This window comes from Aliishimia ponticola, from assembly GCF_004803475.1.
In the GTDB taxonomy this organism is placed as follows: Bacteria; Pseudomonadota; Alphaproteobacteria; order Rhodobacterales; family Rhodobacteraceae; genus Aliishimia; species Aliishimia ponticola.
On record NZ_SRKY01000006.1, the window covers coordinates 118,198 to 137,347 of the forward strand.

The 19,150-nt window shown below is 60.7% G+C and carries 22 protein-coding genes; 5 read left to right on the forward strand and 17 right to left on the reverse strand.

All coding sequences use genetic code 11. The features are described 5' to 3' along the window. The first annotated feature begins 40 nt into the window (after positions 1-40). The 3 genes from E4Z66_RS18695 to E4Z66_RS18705 are packed head-to-tail and all read left to right on the forward strand — an operon-like array spanning position 41 to position 1,972. Positions 41-835: a sterol desaturase family protein gene (locus E4Z66_RS18695; RefSeq protein ID WP_136464600.1), complete on the forward strand. Its 795-nt coding sequence runs from the start codon at positions 41-43 to the stop codon at positions 833-835. Then, positions 832-1,464: a ferredoxin gene (locus E4Z66_RS18700; RefSeq protein WP_136464601.1), complete on the forward strand. Its 633-nt coding sequence runs from the start codon at positions 832-834 to the stop codon at positions 1,462-1,464. The genes E4Z66_RS18695 and E4Z66_RS18700 overlap by 4 nt, the downstream gene beginning before the upstream one ends. A gap of 4 nt (positions 1,465-1,468) precedes the next feature. Beyond that, on the forward strand, positions 1,469-1,972 hold the full coding sequence (locus E4Z66_RS18705; protein WP_136464602.1) for a SixA phosphatase family protein: 504 nt from the start codon (positions 1,469-1,471) through the stop codon (positions 1,970-1,972). Positions 1,973-1,988: 16 nt separating this feature from the next. On the opposite strand, the gene E4Z66_RS18710 is transcribed toward E4Z66_RS18705, so the two are convergent. From E4Z66_RS18710 to E4Z66_RS18755, 10 genes are all read right to left on the reverse strand, one after another. Further along, positions 1,989-2,738 carry an amino acid ABC transporter ATP-binding protein gene (locus E4Z66_RS18710; protein ID WP_211097194.1) on the reverse strand — a complete coding sequence of 250 codons (750 nt, stop codon included), beginning with the start codon at positions 2,736-2,738 and terminating at the stop codon, positions 1,989-1,991. Between the two features lie 48 nt (positions 2,739-2,786). After that, positions 2,787-4,085 (reverse strand): amino acid ABC transporter permease, encoded by a 1,299-nt coding sequence (locus E4Z66_RS18715; protein ID WP_136464604.1) that lies wholly within the window; start codon positions 4,083-4,085, stop codon positions 2,787-2,789. Between the two features lie 3 nt (positions 4,086-4,088). Then, a complete protein-coding gene (locus E4Z66_RS18720) occupies positions 4,089-5,306 on the reverse strand; it encodes an amino acid ABC transporter permease (protein WP_136464605.1) in 1,218 nt (405 codons plus the stop codon). 117 nt (positions 5,307-5,423) lie between these two features. Continuing rightward, positions 5,424-6,446: an amino acid ABC transporter substrate-binding protein gene (locus E4Z66_RS18725; RefSeq protein ID WP_136464606.1), complete on the reverse strand. Its 1,023-nt coding sequence runs from the start codon at positions 6,444-6,446 to the stop codon at positions 5,424-5,426. Positions 6,447-6,655: 209 nt separating this feature from the next. Continuing rightward, the gene (locus E4Z66_RS18730; protein WP_136464607.1) at positions 6,656-7,369 is read right to left on the reverse strand and encodes an ATP12 family chaperone protein; all 714 of its coding nucleotides are present in this window, start codon (positions 7,367-7,369) and stop codon (positions 6,656-6,658) included. Beyond that, on the reverse strand, positions 7,366-8,034 hold the full coding sequence (locus E4Z66_RS18735; RefSeq protein WP_136464608.1) for an HAD-IA family hydrolase: 669 nt from the start codon (positions 8,032-8,034) through the stop codon (positions 7,366-7,368). Before E4Z66_RS18735 ends, E4Z66_RS18730 begins: the two co-directional genes overlap by 4 nt. Further along, positions 8,031-9,074 (reverse strand): RluA family pseudouridine synthase, encoded by a 1,044-nt coding sequence (locus E4Z66_RS18740; RefSeq protein ID WP_136464609.1) that lies wholly within the window; start codon positions 9,072-9,074, stop codon positions 8,031-8,033. The genes E4Z66_RS18735 and E4Z66_RS18740 overlap by 4 nt, the downstream gene beginning before the upstream one ends. Next, positions 9,071-9,451 (reverse strand): fluoride efflux transporter CrcB, encoded by a 381-nt coding sequence (gene crcB / locus E4Z66_RS18745; RefSeq protein WP_136464610.1) that lies wholly within the window; start codon positions 9,449-9,451, stop codon positions 9,071-9,073. Before crcB ends, E4Z66_RS18740 begins: the two co-directional genes overlap by 4 nt. Positions 9,452-9,483: 32 nt before the next feature. Further along, positions 9,484-10,794: a replication-associated recombination protein A gene (locus E4Z66_RS18750; protein WP_136464611.1), complete on the reverse strand. Its 1,311-nt coding sequence runs from the start codon at positions 10,792-10,794 to the stop codon at positions 9,484-9,486. A gap of 2 nt (positions 10,795-10,796) precedes the next feature. Beyond that, the gene (locus E4Z66_RS18755; RefSeq protein WP_136464612.1) at positions 10,797-12,176 is read right to left on the reverse strand and encodes a trypsin-like peptidase domain-containing protein; all 1,380 of its coding nucleotides are present in this window, start codon (positions 12,174-12,176) and stop codon (positions 10,797-10,799) included. Positions 12,177-12,356: 180 nt separating this feature from the next. Here E4Z66_RS18755 and E4Z66_RS18760 point away from each other — a divergent pair, with 180 nt between their 5' ends. Then, on the forward strand, positions 12,357-12,812 hold the full coding sequence (locus E4Z66_RS18760; RefSeq protein WP_136464613.1) for a host attachment family protein: 456 nt from the start codon (positions 12,357-12,359) through the stop codon (positions 12,810-12,812). A gap of 97 nt (positions 12,813-12,909) precedes the next feature. Here E4Z66_RS18760 and rplQ read toward each other — a convergent pair whose 3' ends face one another. From rplQ to rpsM, 5 genes are all read right to left on the reverse strand, one after another. Further along, positions 12,910-13,329, reverse strand: a complete 420-nt coding sequence (rplQ, locus tag E4Z66_RS18765) for a 50S ribosomal protein L17 (RefSeq protein ID WP_136464614.1) — start codon at positions 13,327-13,329, stop codon at positions 12,910-12,912. Between the two features lie 231 nt (positions 13,330-13,560). Further along, positions 13,561-14,268: an arsenical resistance protein ArsH gene (gene arsH, locus E4Z66_RS18770; protein WP_136464658.1), complete on the reverse strand. Its 708-nt coding sequence runs from the start codon at positions 14,266-14,268 to the stop codon at positions 13,561-13,563. Positions 14,269-14,400: 132 nt separating this feature from the next. Further along, a complete protein-coding gene (locus E4Z66_RS18775; RefSeq protein ID WP_136464615.1) occupies positions 14,401-15,417 on the reverse strand; it encodes a DNA-directed RNA polymerase subunit alpha in 1,017 nt (338 codons plus the stop codon). A gap of 116 nt (positions 15,418-15,533) precedes the next feature. After that, positions 15,534-15,926, reverse strand: coding sequence for a 30S ribosomal protein S11 (rpsK, locus tag E4Z66_RS18780; protein WP_136464616.1), 393 nt, complete (start codon positions 15,924-15,926; stop codon positions 15,534-15,536). Positions 15,927-15,938: 12 nt separating this feature from the next. Beyond that, positions 15,939-16,307, reverse strand: coding sequence for a 30S ribosomal protein S13 (gene rpsM, locus E4Z66_RS18785; RefSeq protein ID WP_136464617.1), 369 nt, complete (start codon positions 16,305-16,307; stop codon positions 15,939-15,941). A gap of 148 nt (positions 16,308-16,455) precedes the next feature. Here rpsM and E4Z66_RS18790 point away from each other — a divergent pair, with 148 nt between their 5' ends. Then, complete coding sequence (locus E4Z66_RS18790) at positions 16,456-17,076, forward strand: BLUF domain-containing protein (RefSeq protein ID WP_136464618.1); 621 nt, start codon at positions 16,456-16,458, stop codon at positions 17,074-17,076. Here the strand turns inward: E4Z66_RS18790 and E4Z66_RS18795 are convergent. Both E4Z66_RS18795 and secY read right to left on the reverse strand, forming a co-directional pair. After that, positions 17,033-17,686 (reverse strand): adenylate kinase, encoded by a 654-nt coding sequence (locus tag E4Z66_RS18795; RefSeq protein ID WP_136464619.1) that lies wholly within the window; start codon positions 17,684-17,686, stop codon positions 17,033-17,035. The two genes, E4Z66_RS18790 and E4Z66_RS18795, sit on opposite strands and share 44 nt — an antisense overlap. Continuing rightward, entirely contained in the window at positions 17,683-19,059 is a 1,377-nt protein-coding gene (gene secY / locus E4Z66_RS18800) for a preprotein translocase subunit SecY (RefSeq protein ID WP_136464620.1), read from the reverse strand. Before secY ends, E4Z66_RS18795 begins: the two co-directional genes overlap by 4 nt. Positions 19,060-19,150 lie beyond the last annotated feature (91 nt).

Sequence of the window (19,150 nt, forward strand, 5' to 3'; positions counted from 1 at the left end):
GCGCCATTGCCCGCGCGCGGGCAGGCTGTATGTCTGGCATATGGAAAACGAGACTTTCATTCGCTTTGCCGTCTTTCTGGGGCTTTTTACGCTGTTCGCAGTGGTCGAGGCATGGGCCCCCCGCCGTGTCCGCACCCAGCCGCGCAAAACCCGCTGGGTGACAAACTGGGCGATTACGATTGCCAACACGCTCGCCCTGCGGGCCTTGGCCTTTGGCCTGCCGCTTCTGGCCGTGGGGGCCGCGATCGACGCAGAGGCGAATGGTTGGGGGCTTTTCAACCAGCTAGGCTGGCCCGCAGCGCTGGAAGTCATTCTCGCGGTGCTGATCTTTGACTTCGCCATCTGGGCGCAGCATCTCATCACGCATAAAATTCCGCTGCTCTGGCGCTTGCACCGGGTTCATCATGCGGACCGGGATATCGACGTAACGACCGCTATTCGCTTTCACCCGGTCGAGATCGCCCTGTCCATGTTGCTGAAGATCGGGCTGGTCTATGTGATCGGGCCATCGGCACTTGCGATCATCCTGTTCGAGATCATCCTGAACGGCACCGCCATGTTCAACCACGCCAATATCCGCCTGCCCCTGTGGCTGGATCGGTTCGTCCGGCTGTTTTTGGTCACGCCGGACATGCACCGGGTTCATCATTCGGTGCATCGGCATGAGCATGACAGCAATTACGGATTCTCGCTGTCGATCTGGGATCGGCTGTTCGGCACCTATATCGCGCAGCCGGAAGCCGGGCATGACGACATGACAATCGGGCTGGAATGGCAGGATGACCGCCCCTCGCGCCTTGGGTGGAGCCTTGCCCTGCCCTTCCGCCGGAAATGACGCCAGAGGACGTCAACCGCGCGGTCGCGCCCGCGGGTCTGTTCGTGATGGGCAGCCTGAAGGTCGATGACGGCGGTTTGATCCTGATCGGGGCCGCGCCCGCGATGTGGCCCGTATTCACACAAAGCCCGGAATATAACGATGGGCGCGCTGACCCGCTGGACCGTTGGTCCAAGCGCGTGATCGGCACGGTGGCGGCGGACACGAAGGCCGAAGCGCTGTTCCCCTCCGATGGGCCGCCCTACCTGCCCTTCATCGCCTGGGCGCTGGGTAGCGGGCAATTCTGGCAAAGCCCCACCGGGATGATGGTGCATGACCGGGCGGGGCTGATGATTTCGATCCGTGGGGCGCTGCGTGGGGCGGCGCTGAGCGTGGGTGACCCCGTGACAGCCCCTTCCCCCTGTACAGGTTGCGTGGGCACGCCCTGCGCCACCGCCTGCCCTGTCAGCGCCCTGTCCACCGATGCGCCCTACGACGTACCGACGTGCAAGGCATATATCCGCGCGCCACAGGGGGCCGATTGCCTGACCGGCGGGTGCTTGGTGCGCCGCGCCTGCCCCGTCAGCCAAAGCTTTGGGCGCGCGCCGGAGCAATCGGGCTTTCACATGCGCGCCTTTGTGGGAGCATAGGCCGATGCGTCGCTTGATCCTGATGCGCCACGCGAAATCCAGCTGGGACAGCGCTGGTCTTGCCGATCATGCACGCCCCTTGAACCCGCGCGGTGTCGCCTCTGCGGCGGCGATGGGCGACTGGCTAAGGCAGAACGGCTATGTGCCGGATCAGGTGATATGCTCTTCCGCGCGCCGCACACAGGAAACGCTGGAAGGGTTAGGGCTGGATGATGCGGCGCCCCAAATCACTGACGCCCTCTATCACGCCGGTCCGGCGGATATTCTGGCGGCGCTACGCTCGGCAGAGGGGCGCTGCGTGCTGATCCTTGGGCATAACCCCGGCATGGCGGATTTCGCCGTGCGCATCCTAAGCGACGCGCCGGATCACGCCCGGTTCGACGATTTCCCGACCTGCGCCACGCTGGTTGCTGATTTCGATGTGAAGGAGTGGTCAGAAGTGGCGTGGGGGCAAGGCCACGCGACCGATTTTGCCATCCCACGCGAAGTTCTGGGCAAGGTGCGCTGAAGCGCACCCTACGAGGTTAGTGGCCGAGGATCTGGCTAAGGAACAACTGGGTCCGCGGGTTTTGCGGATTGTTGAAGAATTCCTCAGGCTCGTTCTGTTCGACGATCTGGCCTTCATCCATAAAGATTACACGGTTAGCGACCTGACGGGCAAAGCCCATCTCGTGGGTGACGCAGAGCATGGTCATGCCCTCTTCCGCCAGCTCCACCATCGTGTCGAGCACTTCCTTGATCATCTCGGGGTCAAGCGCCGATGTCGGTTCGTCGAACAGCATGATCCGTGGCCGCATGCAGAGCGAGCGCGCAATGGCCACACGCTGCTGCTGACCACCGGACAACTGCCCCGGATATTTCAGCGCCTGATCGGGGATCTTCACCTTTTCAAGGAAATGCATCGCCGTTTCTTCTGCCTCTTTCTTCGGGGTCTTGCGAACCCAGATCGGCGCCAGCGTGCAGTTTTCCAGAATGGTCAGATGCGGGAACAGGTTGAAGTGCTGGAACACCATGCCAACCTCGGACCGGATCTTGTCGATGTTCTTCACATCAGAGGACAGCACGGTGCCATCCACTTCGATCCGGCCTTTCTGATGCTCTTCCAATGCGTTGATGCAGCGGATCAGCGTGGATTTCCCAGACCCGGACGGGCCCGCGATAACGATCCGTTCACCGCGGTTCACGGTCAGGTCGATGTCGCGCAGCACGTGGAAAGAGCCATACCACTTGTTCATCTTCTCGATGCGGATCGCCTCTTCGTCGGACACGTTCATGTCGACATTGGCGGTTTTGGCGAGAACTTCATTCATGTCAGCCACTCCTTAGCGGTGGTCGGTCGCAAGCTGGCGTTCGAGCCATTGCGAGTATTGAGAAATGCCGTAGCACACGATGAAAAACAGCAGCGCTGCAAAGAGCCACAGCTCCCAGTAGACGCCGTTCCATTCGGTCGCGGCAAGGATCGGTCCACGGATCGCGCCGACGAGGTCGAACATCGAGATCACGGAAACCAGCGTGGTGTCCTTGAACAGACCAACCGCCACGTTCACGATCCCCGGGATGGAGATTTTGAGCGCTTGCGGAAGGACGATCAGGCGCATGGCTTGCGGGTAGTCCAGCCCAAGGCTGTCCGCCGCCTCGTATTGGCCGCGCGGCAACGCTGCCAGCCCGCCGCGGATCACCTCGGCGATATAGGCAGAGCTGAACATCGTGATCATGATGATCACGCGCAGCACGAGGTCGAGATTCGATCCCGGCGGGAAGAAATACGCCAGCACAACGCTTGCCACGAAGAGCAGCGTAATCAGCGGCACGCCGCGAATGAACTCGATATAGACCACGCAAATCCACTTGATGATCGGCATGGAGGATTGACGGCCCAGCGCCAGTACGATGCCGATGGGCAGCGACAGCGAAACGCAGACGGTGCCCAGGATCATGTTCAGCATGAAGCCGCCCATGTCACGGGACGGAACCGCTGACAGCAGGGTTTGTTCAGGCGCGATGGCCGGGACGATGAAGCCGCCGATCCACCACGTGATCATTGCTGCCACGATGGCGCCGAAAAACCCGTAGGCGAAGCTTTGTTTGACCAGTCGGCCAAAGACAACATAGCCAACGATGAACCCGGCCAGTGCCAGAAGCGGCCACAGGATCGTGCCGCCCCAGATCAACCAGAAGGCCAGGAACGGATAGATCGCGGTGAACAGCAGCATCTGACGCGGCAGCATGGCGAACAACACCGGCGCGGCCGCGATGAACAGCAGCACGAAGGCCAGAAGCGGCCGCCAATAGCTGTCTTGCGGGTACGCAATGCCGAACAGAAGCTGATTCCAACGCTCTGTCAGAACGGCAAAACAGCCACCTGTCGCGCCATCCAGAACCTCGCGGCATTCACGAATGCTCGACGCTTGCCAGACACCGTTGAACAGCCAGGGCAGGAAGCCCGCCAGGACCACGTAGATGACATAGAGGCTGAGCAGCGTGAGCAGCCCATAGAACCAGCTTGAAAAGAGGTTCTCATGCATCCATTTCACGGCACCGGTCTGCGATGATGGCGGATCGGAGGGCGGGATTTGGGTTTCGCGCACGAAGGCGACGGATTGGGCATGTGTATCGGACATGACTCAGCGCTCCTTCAGCGAAACGGATTTGTTGTAGACGTTCATCACCGCCGAAATCAGCAGCGAGATCGTCAGGTAGAACAACATCAGCAGCAGAACGCATTCGATCGCCCGGCCCGTCTGGTTCAGGGTGATCCCGCCCAGCGTCGCGGTGATGTCGGCGTATCCGACCGCAATGGCGAGCGACGAGTTCTTGGTGATGTTCAGGTATTGCGAGATCAGCGGCGGGATGATGACGCGCAACGCTTGCGGCAGAACCACAAGGTTCATGATCCGCCCCGGACGCAGACCCAGCGATGCGGCAGCTTCCGTCTGGCCACGATTGACCGCCTGAATACCCGCACGCACGTTTTCAGCGATGAAGGCACCGGTATAGACGGACAGCGCCAGCCACAACGCGATCAGCGGTTTACCAAGCAGCAGGCCGCCCTGAATGTTGAAGCGGTTGGCCATGGTGTCGGGCGCGATAAGGCCCAGCGGGCTGCCCAGCACAAGTTGCGCCAAGATCGCCGGCACGATCAGGATCGGCCAGAACACCCAAGCGGGCAAAAGCTTGCCGGTCTTGAACAGCGTTTTCTTGACGTGGCTGCGCCACCAGAACGCCGCCACGATGCTGGCAAGGAACACCAGAACGACAATTCCCGCACCGGCACCCGCGGTGACGGCTGGCATATACAGCCCCCGGTTGGTGAAGGCGAAGCCGCCAAGGAACATCTCGCGCGATGGGTTTTCGCCAAGGAAGGCCTTGGGCGCATCGCCACTCAGCGTGACGAACGTGCCGATCATCAGGATCCAGATAAACACCGGCACGTTGCGGAAGGCTTCGACGTAGAACGCCATCAGCTTGGAGACGAGCCAGTTCTTCGACAGGCGCAGGACACCGGCAATCACCCCAAGGATGGTGGCGGTGACACAGGCCATGGACGCGACCAGAAGCGTATTGAGAATACCAACAAGGGCCGCACGCAGGTGCGTGGACTGACTGTCATATTCAATCAGCCGCTGGTTGATATCATACCCCGCAGGGTCGGTCAGAAAGCCGTAAGAGATGTTCAGACCCGCAGCACGCAGGTTCGCGAACAGGTTGCTCATCAGATACGCCATAATTGCGATAAGGACGATGAGCGCGATGAATTGGAATGTATAGGAGCGGTACCGCGTGTCGTTCAACAGCATTGATAGCTGGAACGACTCCTGCGGTGGGTCGGTCAACGTTGCCATGGAGGTTCCCCGTGAATCAGCCCTTTTATTTCAGCGTATATTCTTTGCAGGGCCGAGTTTTATTACGCTGGACAAGCCAAGGGCGCGAACTGACGCCGCGCCCTTGAGCAGTTGTGCTTAACGGAAGGGCGGGCTGTAAAGCAGGCCGCCGTTTTTCCACTGACCGTTCAGGCCACGGGCCAGACCGATCGGCGTGGACTCACCGATGTTCTTTTCGAAGATCTCGCCATAGTTGCCTTCGACGGCAATCGCGCGCTTCGCCCAGTCAGCGTCAAGGCCGAGCATCTCGCCCAGGTTGCCTTCGGTGCCGAGCAGACGGTTGATCTCCGGTGTTTCCGGGTTGGCTTTTTCGCCAAGGCCGGCAACGTTCGTGGATGTGACGCCCAGTTCTTCGGCGCTGATCAGCGCGTTCAGAGTCCAGCGCACGATGTCGCCCCACTCGTTGTCACCGTGACGTACCAGCGGGCCGAGCGGCTCTTTGGACACGATTTCCGGCAGAACGATGTGGTCGCCCGGGTTTTCGAAGGTCGCACGTGTTGCGGCCAGACCGGAGGCGTCCGTGGTGTAAACGTCACATGCGCCAGCAAGGTACTGCTGCTGCGCTTCGGCGTTGGTTTCGATCGGAACCGGCTCGTAGCTGATGTTGTTCGCGCGGAAGAAGTCCGCGAGGTTCAGCTCGGTCGTGGTGCCGGTCTGGATGCAGACAGTCGCGCCGTCCAGTTCCTTGGCGGAGGACACGCCCAGCTCTTTCGGGATCATGAAGCCCTGACCGTCGTAGTAGTTCACGCCGACGAATTCAAACTTCAGGTCCACGTCGCGGCTGAAAGTCCATGTTGTGTTACGTGCCAGCATGTCGATCTCGCCGGATGCCAGCGCGGTGAAGCGCGTCTTGCCGGTTGTCGGCACGAATTCAACGGCGGATGGGTCGTCCAGAACTGCGGCTGCAACTGCACGGCAGACTGCAACGTCGAAACCTTTCCACTCACCACTCGCGTCCGGCGCGGCGAAACCGACCAGCCCGGTGGAGACGCCGCAATTCAGCTTGCCGCGCGCCTTAACATCGTCCAGCGTCCCAGCGGCTGCTGCGCCCGCCGCAAGACCGGCTACGGTCAGCGCGCCAAAAACTACGGATTTATTCATGTTTACCTCTTCCTGATTTGCCGCCCCTTTGTTCGGCGGCTTTATCCGACCATCACATGATCGAAGGCCATACCTCGCAGAACTCCCCCTACGAGTGCAGGGACTCTGAGCGATTAAATGCCGAAAGGTCAAGTCAGGTCCGATCAAAATCGCTTAAAATTTGGTACTCGGCCTGTAATTTCAGCGCTGCAAAACGGTCCGCTTGCCTGTCAGGACGTGCGGCTGAGATCGGCGAAACGATAGGCCGTCACGAACGCATTCTGTTTGACCGCGCGGGCCTCTCCGGCCTCTTCATCCGCGCCCCATTGTTCTTCCTGCCAGATCTCGTCGACCAGCGCTGTTGTCCATGCGGTATCCGGGGATTCATGCCCGGTCAAAACCGCGTATCCAAGCACCCAAGACCCGGAAAGCGAGACCAATTCATGCAATGCAGTGAGCGCGAACGGATCCAATTCTGCGGTGCGGCGGCGGATCTCCTGCTGGCTCGTTTCGGGCTGCGGGATCGGCATCATTCCGGACTGCGTATCCAGCCGAACGCTCAGGTCCGTCTGCGCCCAATCCAGCAGCCGGTCCCATGCCTCTGCCTGCCGCTGGACCAGCTCCTCGGGGGAGTGTGCCCGATAACATAGCAAGTCGCTGCCACCATATTCAGCAATGATCTGCGCAACCGCCTCATGTTGCCGCGCAACCTTGTCCAAAGCGGAGTTCGACAGCCGCGTGAAGGGCATCGATTCGGGGTCGACCTCGCCTTCTTGCGCGTCCCATTCCGCCGCGATGCTCTCGGCCAGGGCTTTCGTGGGCACGATCAGGCCCTGTTTCGCGGGCGTCTTGATCGGGCGTCCGTCCAGCGCGACGGTGAAGCCTTCCTCTGCCTCGGCGATATCGGCCTGCTTCCAGAAGCGTTTCATCTTCCATTCGCTCATCGAATATCCTCCAGCGAGCTTTCAATTGCCTGTTCCAGGTCAGACACCGTATGCGCAATGGCTCGTGCCGACGTCAGCGCGTGCTGCGGGTGATAGCCCCATGTCACGCCGATGGTCCCGACCCGCGCATTCACCCCCATTTGCATGTCAAAGCTGGTGTCCCCGATCATCAGCGCGGCCTCTGGCGCGACTCCGGTTTCGCTGAGCGCGGCCATCAACATGGATGGGTGCGGTTTCGATGGATGATCGTCGGCGACTTGCGTGGTGACGAAATGGCGGCCCAGCGCGTGATGTTCCAGCAGCGCGGTCAAACCGCGCCGGGATTTGCCCGTCGCAACCCCCAGCAGCAGGTCATGCTGCCCCGCAAGCCGGTCGAGCAGATCAGAGATACCGGGATAGAGCGGCCCCGCCTGCCCGCGCGCCCGCTGATTCGCGTAGGCGCGCTTATAGCCAGCGACCAAGGCGTCCTGATCAGCGGCGGACAGGTCTGGCACCAGTTTTGCCATCGCCACCGGCAGCGACAGACCCACAATGGACAAGATCGCATCGCGATCCGGCGCGGTGTGCCCTGCGTCGGCAAAGGCGGTGGTCATCGCGCCCAGAATTTCCGCCTGACTGTCCACCAAAGTCCCGTCGACATCGAAGACGACCAGTTTCAGCGTCATCGCAGCGCCTCGAACGGGTCTTCGTCGGCATAGGATTCCTCCCAACCCAGCGTGTTCCACGTTTCGGCCATATGCTGCGGCAGCGGGGCATGGATCACGATCGGCGCGCCGGTGATCGGATGTTCGAAACCGATGGTACGCGCATGAAGATGCAGCTTGCGGGAAATGATGCCACCTAGCTGCGCGCCCCATCCGTCGCCCATGTTTTCCTGACTGGAGCCGCCATATTTGCCATCACCGATGATCGGGTGCCCGATCTCTGCCATGTGGGCGCGCAATTGGTGCGTGCGGCCGGTCACAGGCTCCATCGCGACCCACGCCGCGCGCGAGGCGACGCGGTAAAGCGTGGCGTAGAATGTCAGCGCGCGCTTTGCGCCGGGCGTGTCGTCCACATCGCGCGGATGCACTGCGCGCATCTTTTCGCCTTCGCCGCCCGCGCCATGTCCGCCCGCTTTGACCAGACCGTATTTGATTTCGCCCAAGTACGGGGTCGGTACGCCAGCGACGAGCGCCCAGTAAATCTTGCGCGTTTTGCGGTGCCGGATCGCTGCGGTCAGCGCTTGGGCCGCCTGCCGTGTCCGCGCCAGCAACAGAACGCCCGAAGTGTCCTTGTCCAGCCGGTGTACGAGCCGCGGATTTTCGTCCATTCCGAACCGCAGGGCTTCGCCCATGCCATCCACGTGCCGCGTCTGGCCCGACCCGCCCTGCACCGGCAATCCGGGCGGTTTGTTCAGTGCGATGATATGGTCGTCTTTCCAGATCACGCAGGACTGGATCATTTCAGCATCCGCCGCGCTGACCTTGGGCTTGGGCGGCGGGGGTGGCGCGTTTTCGTCCGGCAAGGGCGGGATACGCACCTGCTGGCCGACCTCGATCCGGCTGTTCGCCTTGACCCGCCCGCCGTCAATCCGCAATTCGCCCTTGCGGCACATCTTTTCGATGCGCCCCTGCGACAGCTGCGGGAAGCGGCGCTTCAGCCAACGGTCAAGACGCTGATCCCCTTCGCCTTCCGGGATGGTGACGGTTTGCACACCGCTCATGTCATTACACTCCTTGCAACCAGCAGCCCAAGCGCCAGCCCAGCGATGGAACATCCAACGGACAGCGCGACATAGATCAGCGCGCTGGTGATCTGACCGCGCTCGATCAGCGTCATTGTCTCAAGCGAAAACGCCGAGAAGGTCGTGAACCCGCCCAAAAGCCCGGTCATCACGAAAGGGCTTAGATGCGTCAGGCCGCGCTGCGCCGCGACCACCACGAATAGCCCCATCAGGAAGGAGCCAAGAATATTCGCCCCCATGACCGCAACGGGAAATTGCGACGGCCCCAGCAGGCGCAGAACCCCCACGCCCCAAAGCCAGCGCAGCGATGCGCCAAGTGCGCCCCCGAGCGCCACGAATGATAAGGTCGATAGCATGGGCGCGTCCATCGCGCGCACCAAGGGCAGAGTCAAGTTTGCCGCTTGCTGCGCAGCTTCTCAAAGTAGGCCACGCGCTTTTTCAACTCACGCTCATAGCCGCGTTCGACTGGCTGATAGAACTGCTGCCGGTCCATCCCGTCGGGAAAGTAATTCTGTCCCGAAAAGCCGTCTTCGGCATTGTGGTCATAGGCATAACCGTCGCCATAGCCGTTATCCTTCATCAACCGGGTGGGCGCGTTCAGGATATGCTTGGGCGGCGGCGCAGAGCCGGATTGCCCCGCTTCACGCATCGCCGCCTTGTAGGCCACATAGGTCGCGTTGGATTTGGGCGCCAAGGCCAGATACGCCACGGCTTGCGCCAGCGCCAATTCGCCCTCGGGGCTGCCCAGCCTCTCATATGTTTCCCAGGCCTGAAGGCACAGGCCCTGCGCCTGCGGATCGGCAAGGCCGATATCCTCCACCGCCATGCGGGTAATGCGCCGGGCCAGAAAGCGCGGGTCTTCGCCGCCCTTCAGCATACGCGCCAACCAATACAGCGCCGCATCCGGGTCAGAGCCGCGCACGGATTTGTGCAGCGCAGAGATAAGATTGTAATGCTCGTCGCCGGATTTGTCGTATTTCGTCGCCCGCCGCATGAGCCGCGTTGTCAGCGCTTCGGTATCCAGCGGCGCATCCACCTTCCATGCGGAGACCTGCTCCACCAGATTCAAAAGCGCGCGCCCGTCGCCGTCGGCCATCTCGACCAAGGCGGCCCGCGCCTGAGCATCCAGCGGGACAGGCTGGGCCAGATCGGATTCCGCCTTGCCCAGAAGCTGTTCCAGATCCTCCGTGCCAAGCCGTTCGAGCACCAGCACTTGCGCCCGCGACAACAGCGCCGCGTTCAGTTCAAAGCTGGGGTTTTCCGTCGTCGCGCCCACCAGAAGGATGGTGCCGTTTTCCATATGCGGCAGAAACCCGTCTTGCTGCGCCTTGTTGAAACGGTGAATCTCGTCCACGAACAGCAATGTGCCGCGCCCGTTCTCGTGGCGCAGGCGCGCGGCCTCGAACACTTTCTTCAGGTCCGCGACACCAGTGAAAATGGCGCTGATCTGTTCAAAATGCAGATCGGTTTCATGGGCCAGAAGCCGCGCGATGGTGGTTTTGCCGACGCCGGGTGGCCCCCAAAACACCAGCGAGGACAGCGCGCCGGAGGACAGCATCACCGTCAGCGGCGCATCCGGGCCCAGAATTTGCCGCTGGCCGATCACCTCATCCAGCGAGGTCGGTCGCAAGCGATCTGCAAGCGGGCGGTAACCGGCCTTCGGCTCTGTCGCCGCGCCCTTATCGAAAAGATCCGCCACACTCAGGTCCGGAATGTCAGAACAACGCGGCGGGTGCCGCGCAGGACCGCAAGCCGATAGCGGCCAGAGCGCGTCAGGGCCTGACGCACCATCGCCGGGGTTTCGACCCGCGTGCCGTTGATCAGCGAAATCACATCGCCGGGCCGCAACCCGACCTGCGCGCCAAGGCGCCCCGGATCGGTCACCAGAACCCCGTCGGCCTGAAGTGGCAGGTTATATTCCGCAATCACGGCAGGATTGATGCGTACCAGTTTCATGCCCGGCAGAACCGTTTCGCGCGGCAGTTCCGTTTCTTCACGCGGCGGGTCATCCGGCGCGGGTTGAAGCGTGACCAGCACGCTGCCCCGGTCGCCACCGCGCACGTAATCCACAAGCACATCATCCTCGGTCGAGACGGACATGCGATAGACCATCTCGGCAGGGGAGTTCACCGGAACACCTTCAACTGCGGTGATCACATCGCCCACCTGAAAGCCCGCGCGCGCAAAGGGGCTGTCCTCATGGAGGTTGGAGATCACGACCCCTTCGGGAACATCCAGACCAATGCTTTCCGCGATGCCCTGGTCGACGGACTGCCCGTTCATTCCGGCCCATGGGCGGGCGAAACGGGGCTGCCCCGCGCGCGCTTGTTCGACGAAAGCCGCGACCAGATTGGCCGGTATCGCGAAACCGATGCCGTTGGACCCGCCAGAGCGGCTGACGATCTGCGTGTTGATCCCGATAAGGTTGCCGGCGATATCCACCAAGGCCCCGCCGGAATTGCCCGGATTGATCGGGGCGTCAGTCTGGATGAAATACCCCCGCCCGGAACCGCGCACGCCGCCCGATCGCGCCAGCCCGGATACGATGCCGGAGGACACGGTTTGACCGACCCCGAACGGGTTGCCAATCGCCAGAACCAGTTCGCCCACCTCAACCTCGTCCGAGTTGCGCAGGTTCAGGCTTGGCAAATCCTCCGCCCCTTCCAGTTGCAGGATCGCCAGATCGGAATCCTCGTCCCCCAGCAACACGGTCGCATCGAATTCGCGGCGGTCATTCAGCACGACCCGGATTTCCGTCGCCATGCCGACCACGTGGTAATTCGACACGATCAGACCATCCGGGGTCAGGATCACACCCGAGCCTAGCGAATTCTGCACCCGCGGCGTCGGCTGGCCGAAGCCTTCAAAGAAGCGCTCAAAAAACGGATCGTTCATGAAAGGCGTCCGCCGTTCCACCGTCACTCGCTTGGCATAGATATTCACCACGGCAGGCGCGGCTTGTTTTACCAACGGCGCAAAGCTGAGCGATATTTCCGCCTGCGAGGTCGGAACACGCTCCTGCGCGGTAGCGGTCATGGCAGACAAGATCACGGCGATCGAAATTGTGAGAATACGCAGCATTTCTAGCCCTCTGTTTCCTCAGGATATGACGAGGCCGCCCCGTGAAATCAACCCACGCGGGGGAACGGTCGGGCGATCTGCACGTTGACCCGTCACAGACCGCGATCCAGCGCGATTGCGGGCGACCGCCGCGCCTTGGGGAAATCCTGGTGCGGCCCGAGAGTAGGAAAGGAAAGTGACATGGCGAAACTGCGCAACGATACCCTGATCGTGGTCAGCGACAGCGAGAAGGTTCTGTTCCTGCGAAACCAGACGGACCATGAAGACCCCAATTTCGATGTGACCGGCGAAAAAGAACAGGACAACCCCAGCGACCAAGCGCAATCAGCGAACCGTCCGGGCCGGATGCCGGATGTGGGGCACGGCCATCGCTCTGCCCTGGATGATACGGATTGGCACGAATTGGCGAAGGAACGTTTTGCCAAGGAATTGGCAGACATGCTGTATGAGGAAGCGCATAAGGGAAATTTCGACAGGCTTGTTCTTGTCGCATCCCCGCAAGTGCTGGGCGTGCTGCGCGCGGACATGCACCAAGAAGTTCAAGACAAGATCGTGGCGGAAATACCCAAGACCCTCACCAACCATCCGGTCCATGAGATCGAAAAGATCGTGAAGGCCGAACTGGACGCTGTCTGATGCGCCGCCGTGCCCTTTACGCAGGAAGGGCAACCCAAACGAAAAGCGCCACGTGGGGGTCCACGTGGCGCTTAATCATGTCGAATGGACGCGAGGATTAATCCTCAAGCGCCTCTTCGGCTTCGACGCGGGCTTTGTCAGCCGCGCCTTTGGCGTCACGGTCACGATCGACGAATTCGATGATCGCCATCGGTGCCATGTCGCCATAGCGGAAGCCAGCTTTCAGAATACGGATATACCCGCCGGAGCGTTCTGCATAACGGGGGCCAAGCACTTCGAACAGCTTCGCGACGTGCTGGTCTTGCTTCAGGCGCGATGCGGCCTGACGGCGTGCGTGGATGTCACCACGTTTTGCCAGCGTGATCAGTTTTTCAACGATCGGGCGCAGTTCTTTTGCCTTGGGCAGAGTGGTTTTGATCTGCTCATGTTCAATGAGCGATCCGGCCATGTTTGCGAACAGCGCCTTGCGGTGTTCGTGGGTGCGGTTCAGGCGGCGATAGCCTCTCGCGTGACGCATATTTTCAATCCTTCTTTATGCTTTGTCTGGCGACCCATGCGTGCGGGCCACTCTCCTTGGGGCGGTGTGCCCTTATAATTGCGAAAGGGCCCGAAGGCCCTGACAGGTTCCAGATCTGGGACAGCCCAAAACCGGATGCGGGTCTTTAGCCGAAACATCCCCTTGGGGCAACCCCCGGAATGGCTGGCGCAGTTGGCTTTCGCACGGCTGCGAAAAGCCGGGAAAACGGGGTCAAATCGACTTCTGATTGACGCGCTTGGACAGTTCCGCCGCGGATTCAACCCGTTCGCTGTAGCGATCCGTCAGATGGTCCTTAAGATCGCGGGTCAGCAAGGTAAAGCGGGTCAGTTCCTCCATCACATCGACGATTCGATTGTAATAGGCCGAGGGCTTCATGCGCCCGTCCCCGTCGAATTCCAGAAACGCCTTGGCGACAGAACTTTGATTCGGGATCGTCAGGCAGCGCATCCACCGGCCAAGCACGCGCATCTGATTGACCGCGTTGAAGCTTTGCGAACCGCCGCTGACCTGCATCAGCGCCAATGTCTTGCCCTGCGTCGGGCGCACCGCGCCAAGCGATAGCGGTATCCAGTCAATCTGCGCCTTCATGATCCCGGTCATGGAGCCATGCCGTTCAGGCGAGCACCAGACCATCCCTTCGGACCACGTCACCAGATCGCGCAGTTCCACGACTTTGGGGTGCGAGGGCTCCGCATCGTCAGGAAGCGGCAAGCCGGACGGGTCGAACACGCGGGTCTCACAACCAAGCTTTTGCAAGATGCGCGCGGCCTCCTCATTGGCCAGACGGGAATAAGACGTGCTGCGCAGTGACCCGTGCAGCAGCAGGATACGCGGCGCATGGGTCGAGCGCAGCGGATTGCCAAGCGCCTCAAGGTCCGGCGTGCCCAGTTGGACTTCGTCAAGGTTCGGGGTGGTCATGTCGTCGGACAACGTATCCTCCTGCAGCTTTAGGGCCTCGTCCTTTATACAGCGCCGCAGCGGATAACCCGTTTTGCGACGAAAAAGGGCAGCGCCTTGGCACTGCCCTTCATGTTCTTCATCAGACGCCGATCAGAAGTTGTCTTCGAACTTCTTGGCGAGATCTTCGATATTGTCGGGCGGCCAGTCCTCGACATCCATGCCAAGGTGCAGACCCATGCCGGACAGCACTTCTTTGATCTCGTTCAAAGATTTGCGGCCGAAGTTCGGTGTGCGCAGCATCTCTGCTTCGGTCTTCTGGATCAGGTCGCCGATGTAAACGATGTTGTCGTTCTTCAGGCAGTTTGCGGACCGCACGGACAGTTCCAGTTCATCCACTTTCTTGAGCAGAAGCGGGTTGAACTCCAGACCGTCGTCGTCGTCCTGACGCGAGGCGCTTTCCGGCTCGTCGAAGTTGACGAAGATGCCCAGCTGGTCTTGCAGGATGCGTGCGGCAAATGCCACGGCGTCCTCGGGCGAGATCGACCCGTCCGTTTCGACCTTCATGGTCAGCTTGTCATAGTCGAGAACCTGACCTTCGCGGGTCGGCTGCACGTCGTAAGACACTTTCTTGACCGGCGAATAGATCGCGTCGATCGGGATCAGACCGATGGGCGCGTCTTCCGGCTTGTTCTTGTCCGCAGAGACATAGCCTTTGCCGGTGTTGACGGTCAGTTCGACATACAGGTCGGCACCATCGTCCAGGTGGCAGATCACGTGATCGCGGTTCAGAACCTCGATCCCGGCTGTCTCGGTAATGTCGCCAGCGGTGACAACGCCCGGACCTTTTGCATTGATGGAAAGGCGCTTGGGGCCTTCGACATCCATGCGCAGACTGACGCCCTTCAGGTTCAGGATGATATCGGTCACGTCTTCACGCACGCCCGCAACGGACGAGAACTCGTGCAGCACGTTGTCAATCTGGACGCTTGTGATCGCCGCGCCTTGCAGGGACGACATCAGGACGCGACGCAGCGCGTTGCCCATGGTCAGGCCAAAGCCACGCTCCAGCGGTTCGGCGACGACTGTCGCTTGCCGTGCAGGGTCATTACCGGGTTTGATATCGAGTTGTTGGGGCTTGATAAGCTCAGCCCAATTCTTGTGGATCATGCGTCCCTCCATTCCTGTCTGTGGCCCCATGTCCGATGGCCAAAGACTCCCGAGGTTTCAAAAAGCGCAAAGCGGGGCCGCACCAGTGACTGCGGCCCCGTTCAAGTCGTATCGAATTAGACGCGGCGGCGTTTAGGCGGCCGGCAACCATTGTGGGCGATCGGCGTCACGTCACGGATCGACGTGATCGAGAAACCGACAGCGGCCAGAGCGCGCAGCGCGGATTCACGGCCGGAACCGGGACCCTGCACTTCGACTTCCAGCGTCTTAACACCGTGTTCCTGAGCTTTCTTGCCTGCGTCTTCCGCAGCCATCTGTGCAGCATAGGGCGTGGATTTCCGCGACCCTTTGAAGCCCATCGTGCCAGCGGACGACCAAGAGATCGCGTTGCCCTGCACGTCAGAGATCAGGATTTTCGTGTTGTTGAACGAAGAGTTCACATGCGCCACACCTGCGGCGATGTTCTTGGAGACCTTACGCTTGCCCCCGCGGCGAGTATCACGTGCCATGGATGCGTCTCCTTATTTCTTCTTGCCAGCAATGGCCTTTGCGGGGCCTTTGCGGGTGCGTGCGTTTGTGTGTGTGCGCTGACCACGAACCGGCAGGTTGCGGCGGTGACGCAGACCGCGGTAGCAACCAAGGTCCATCAGGCGCTTGACGTTCATCTGCACGTCGCGGCGCAGGTCGCCTTCGACAGTGTAGTTCGCGTCGATATGTTCACGGATCTGGATGACTTCCTGATCGGACAGTTCGTTCACGCGGCGCGACGGTTCGATCTTCAGTTCTTCGCAGATGGCTTTGGCCGAGGTATGACCGATGCCTGTGATATAGGTCAGGGCAATCGGAACCCGTTTGCCGGTGGGGATGTTGACCCCTGCAATACGTGCCACTTGGCGTATCCTTTCGTTGCGAGCCCGTAACCCCGGGCCCTTTTTTCACAACATGAGGCCCAAGGGTTTTGCCCCGGGCCCCGTGCATTCGAGGTGGTCAGTCCGGACCGAATCCGTCCTGTGATTCTCAATAGAGATTGGGCCTGTTATGCCCATTTTGCCGGAGCGTCAAGAAGCAGCGACCGCTGCACGGCGCCGGGTTGGTTTCAACCACGTGCGCTGCATTGACCGGGGTGAAAGCCACTATTGGGTATCACAGGGCGTGATCAAAGATAACCCAAGCGCGGTGAGTATGTCTTCAAACGCGAACGTCATGATATCCAAAGTCCTGTTCACAAGCCGTTCGACCCATAATCTCGGGCACGTGTCCGACCTAGAAATCTTTCGGACCGCAGCCGAGAGGAATCGAAAAGCCAATATAACGGGCCTGCTTTTGCGGGGCGAAACCTGGTATGCGCAGGTGCTCGAAGGAGTCCTGAGCGACCTCGAAACCTTGATGGCCCGTATCCTCCAGGATCGTCGCCATGCGCAAATCCAGCACTGGTATGCCCGCCCCCGCAACGATCGCATCTTTACGAACTGGCATGCCGAACATTGGGGGGTGCCGCCAGCCGATCAGGACGCGTTATTCGAAAAACTGGCGTCCAACCGGCTGCACGTCGATCAGAAAATCGAAGTCATGAAGCTGTATGGTCGGCGGCGCACGCGAGACGCCACCGCCCGGTTCAAGCGTCTACGCTCTTCAGAATCTCGGCGACCTGCGCCTTGACCACGGCCAGATCGGCCAGACCGTCCACGCGCTTAAGCATATCGAACGCGTAGTAATACCCCAGAAGCGGAGAGGTCTTCTTGTAGTATTCCATCAGGCGGGTGCGCAGACTGTCTTCATTGTCATCTGCGCGGCGCTTGAATTCGGTGCCGCCGCAATTGGAACATTTACCATCCGCCGGGATCGGCTTGGTGGTGTCGTTATAGACCTCGCCGCAATTGGCACAGGTGGACCGGCCAACGATCCGCGCGATCAGCGCCTCGTCCCGAACACGCAGTTCGATCACCGCATCCAGGCTCAGGTTCATGTCCGCCAGCAATTCCTTCAGCGCCGTTGCCTGCGCCAGCGTGCGCGGGAAGCCGTCGAAGATATAGCTTTGGTCCGGGTTCGCTTCGAGTTGCTCGCGGATCAGACCGATGACGATCTCGTCCGTGACCAGCTCGCCCGCGTCCATGACCGCCGCGACCTTGTTGCCCATCTCGGTTCCCGAGGTCCGCGCCGCACGCAGCATGTCACCGGTGCTCAGCTGGACCATGCCACGCTCCTCTACGAGAAAACGGGCCTGGGTTCCTTTGCCTGCCCCCGGGGGGCCAAGAAGAATGATGTTCATTTGCGCACGGGGCTCCTCTTCGTCCGGCGTTTACCGCCACCCTTAGCGCCTTTGCCGCGCAGCTGGGATTTTTCAATCAGACCTTCGTACTGGTGCGCCAGCAGATGGCTCTGGATTTGCTGGATCGTGTCCATGGTGACGGAAACCACGATCAGCACCGATGTCCCGCCGAAATAGAACGGAATCTGGAACTGACCGCGCAGGATCTCCGGCAACAGGCAGACCAGCGCAAGATAGCCCGACCCCAGAACAAGAACCCGCGTCACGACGTATTCGAGATACTCGGCGGTCTTCTTGCCCGGACGAATGCCCGGAATGAAGCCGTTCTGGTTCTTCAGGTTGTCGGCAACATCATCCGGCTTGAAGGAAACGTTGAACGTATAGAAATAGGCGAAGAACACGATCATCAGTGCAAAGAACAGCAGGTAAAGCGGCTGTCCCGGCCCGAAATAGGCAAGGATCGTGGACATGATCGGCCCGGTCGATTGCCCGCTGAAGGTGCTGATCGTCACCGGCAGCAGCAGCAGCGACGATGCGAAGATCGCCGGGATCACGTTGGCCGGGTTCACTTTCACCGGCAGGTGGCTGGACCCGCCATCATAGACTTTCATCCCGACTTGGCGCTTGGGGTACTGGATGTGAATCTTTCGAAGCGCACGCTCCATGAAGACCACAAACATAATCGTCACCACGACCATCAAAAGCACGCCGACGATCAGCGCCGGGCTGATGGTGCCTGCGCGGCCTTGGCTGAAGAATTGCGCCAGAGCGGCGGGAACCTCGGCGATGATGCCGACGAAGATGATCAGCGAGATGCCGTTGCCGACACCGCGCGATGTAATCTGCTCGCCCAGCCACATCAGGAACATGGTGCCGCCAATCAGCGTGATCATGGTCGAGGCGCGGAAGAACAGGCCCGGATCCGTGGCCAGATCGCCCGCTTCAAGGCTGACGGCCAGACCGTAGGACTGCATCGTCGCCAGAAGCACGGTGCCGTAGCGCGTGTACTGGTTGATCTTTTTGCGCCCCTGCTCACCCTCTTTCTTGAGTTGCTCAAGCTGGGGAACCATCGAGGTCAGAAGCTGCACGATGATCGAGGCGGAGATATACGGCATGATGCCGAGGGCAAAGATACCCATCCGCCCGAGCGCGCCGCCGGTGAACATGGAAACCATGCCGCCGATGCCCTGCCCGGCAGAGTCCATGAACTCCCGCAGGGCGACACCATCAATGCCCGGAACCGGGATGAAGGTGCCCAGCCGGTAAACCACCAGCAAAGCGAGCGTGAAAAAGATGCGATTGCGAAGATCGGTGGCCTTGCCCAGAGCACTCCAGCTCGTGTTCGCAGCCATATTCTCGACAGCAGATACCATGTGGTCTCCGGCGTTATCTAACGAAAACGCCGCCAGCGACCGGTTCGGGCCGCGGCGGCGTTAAGAACCTGTGGAGCATGTAAGCAGCGCT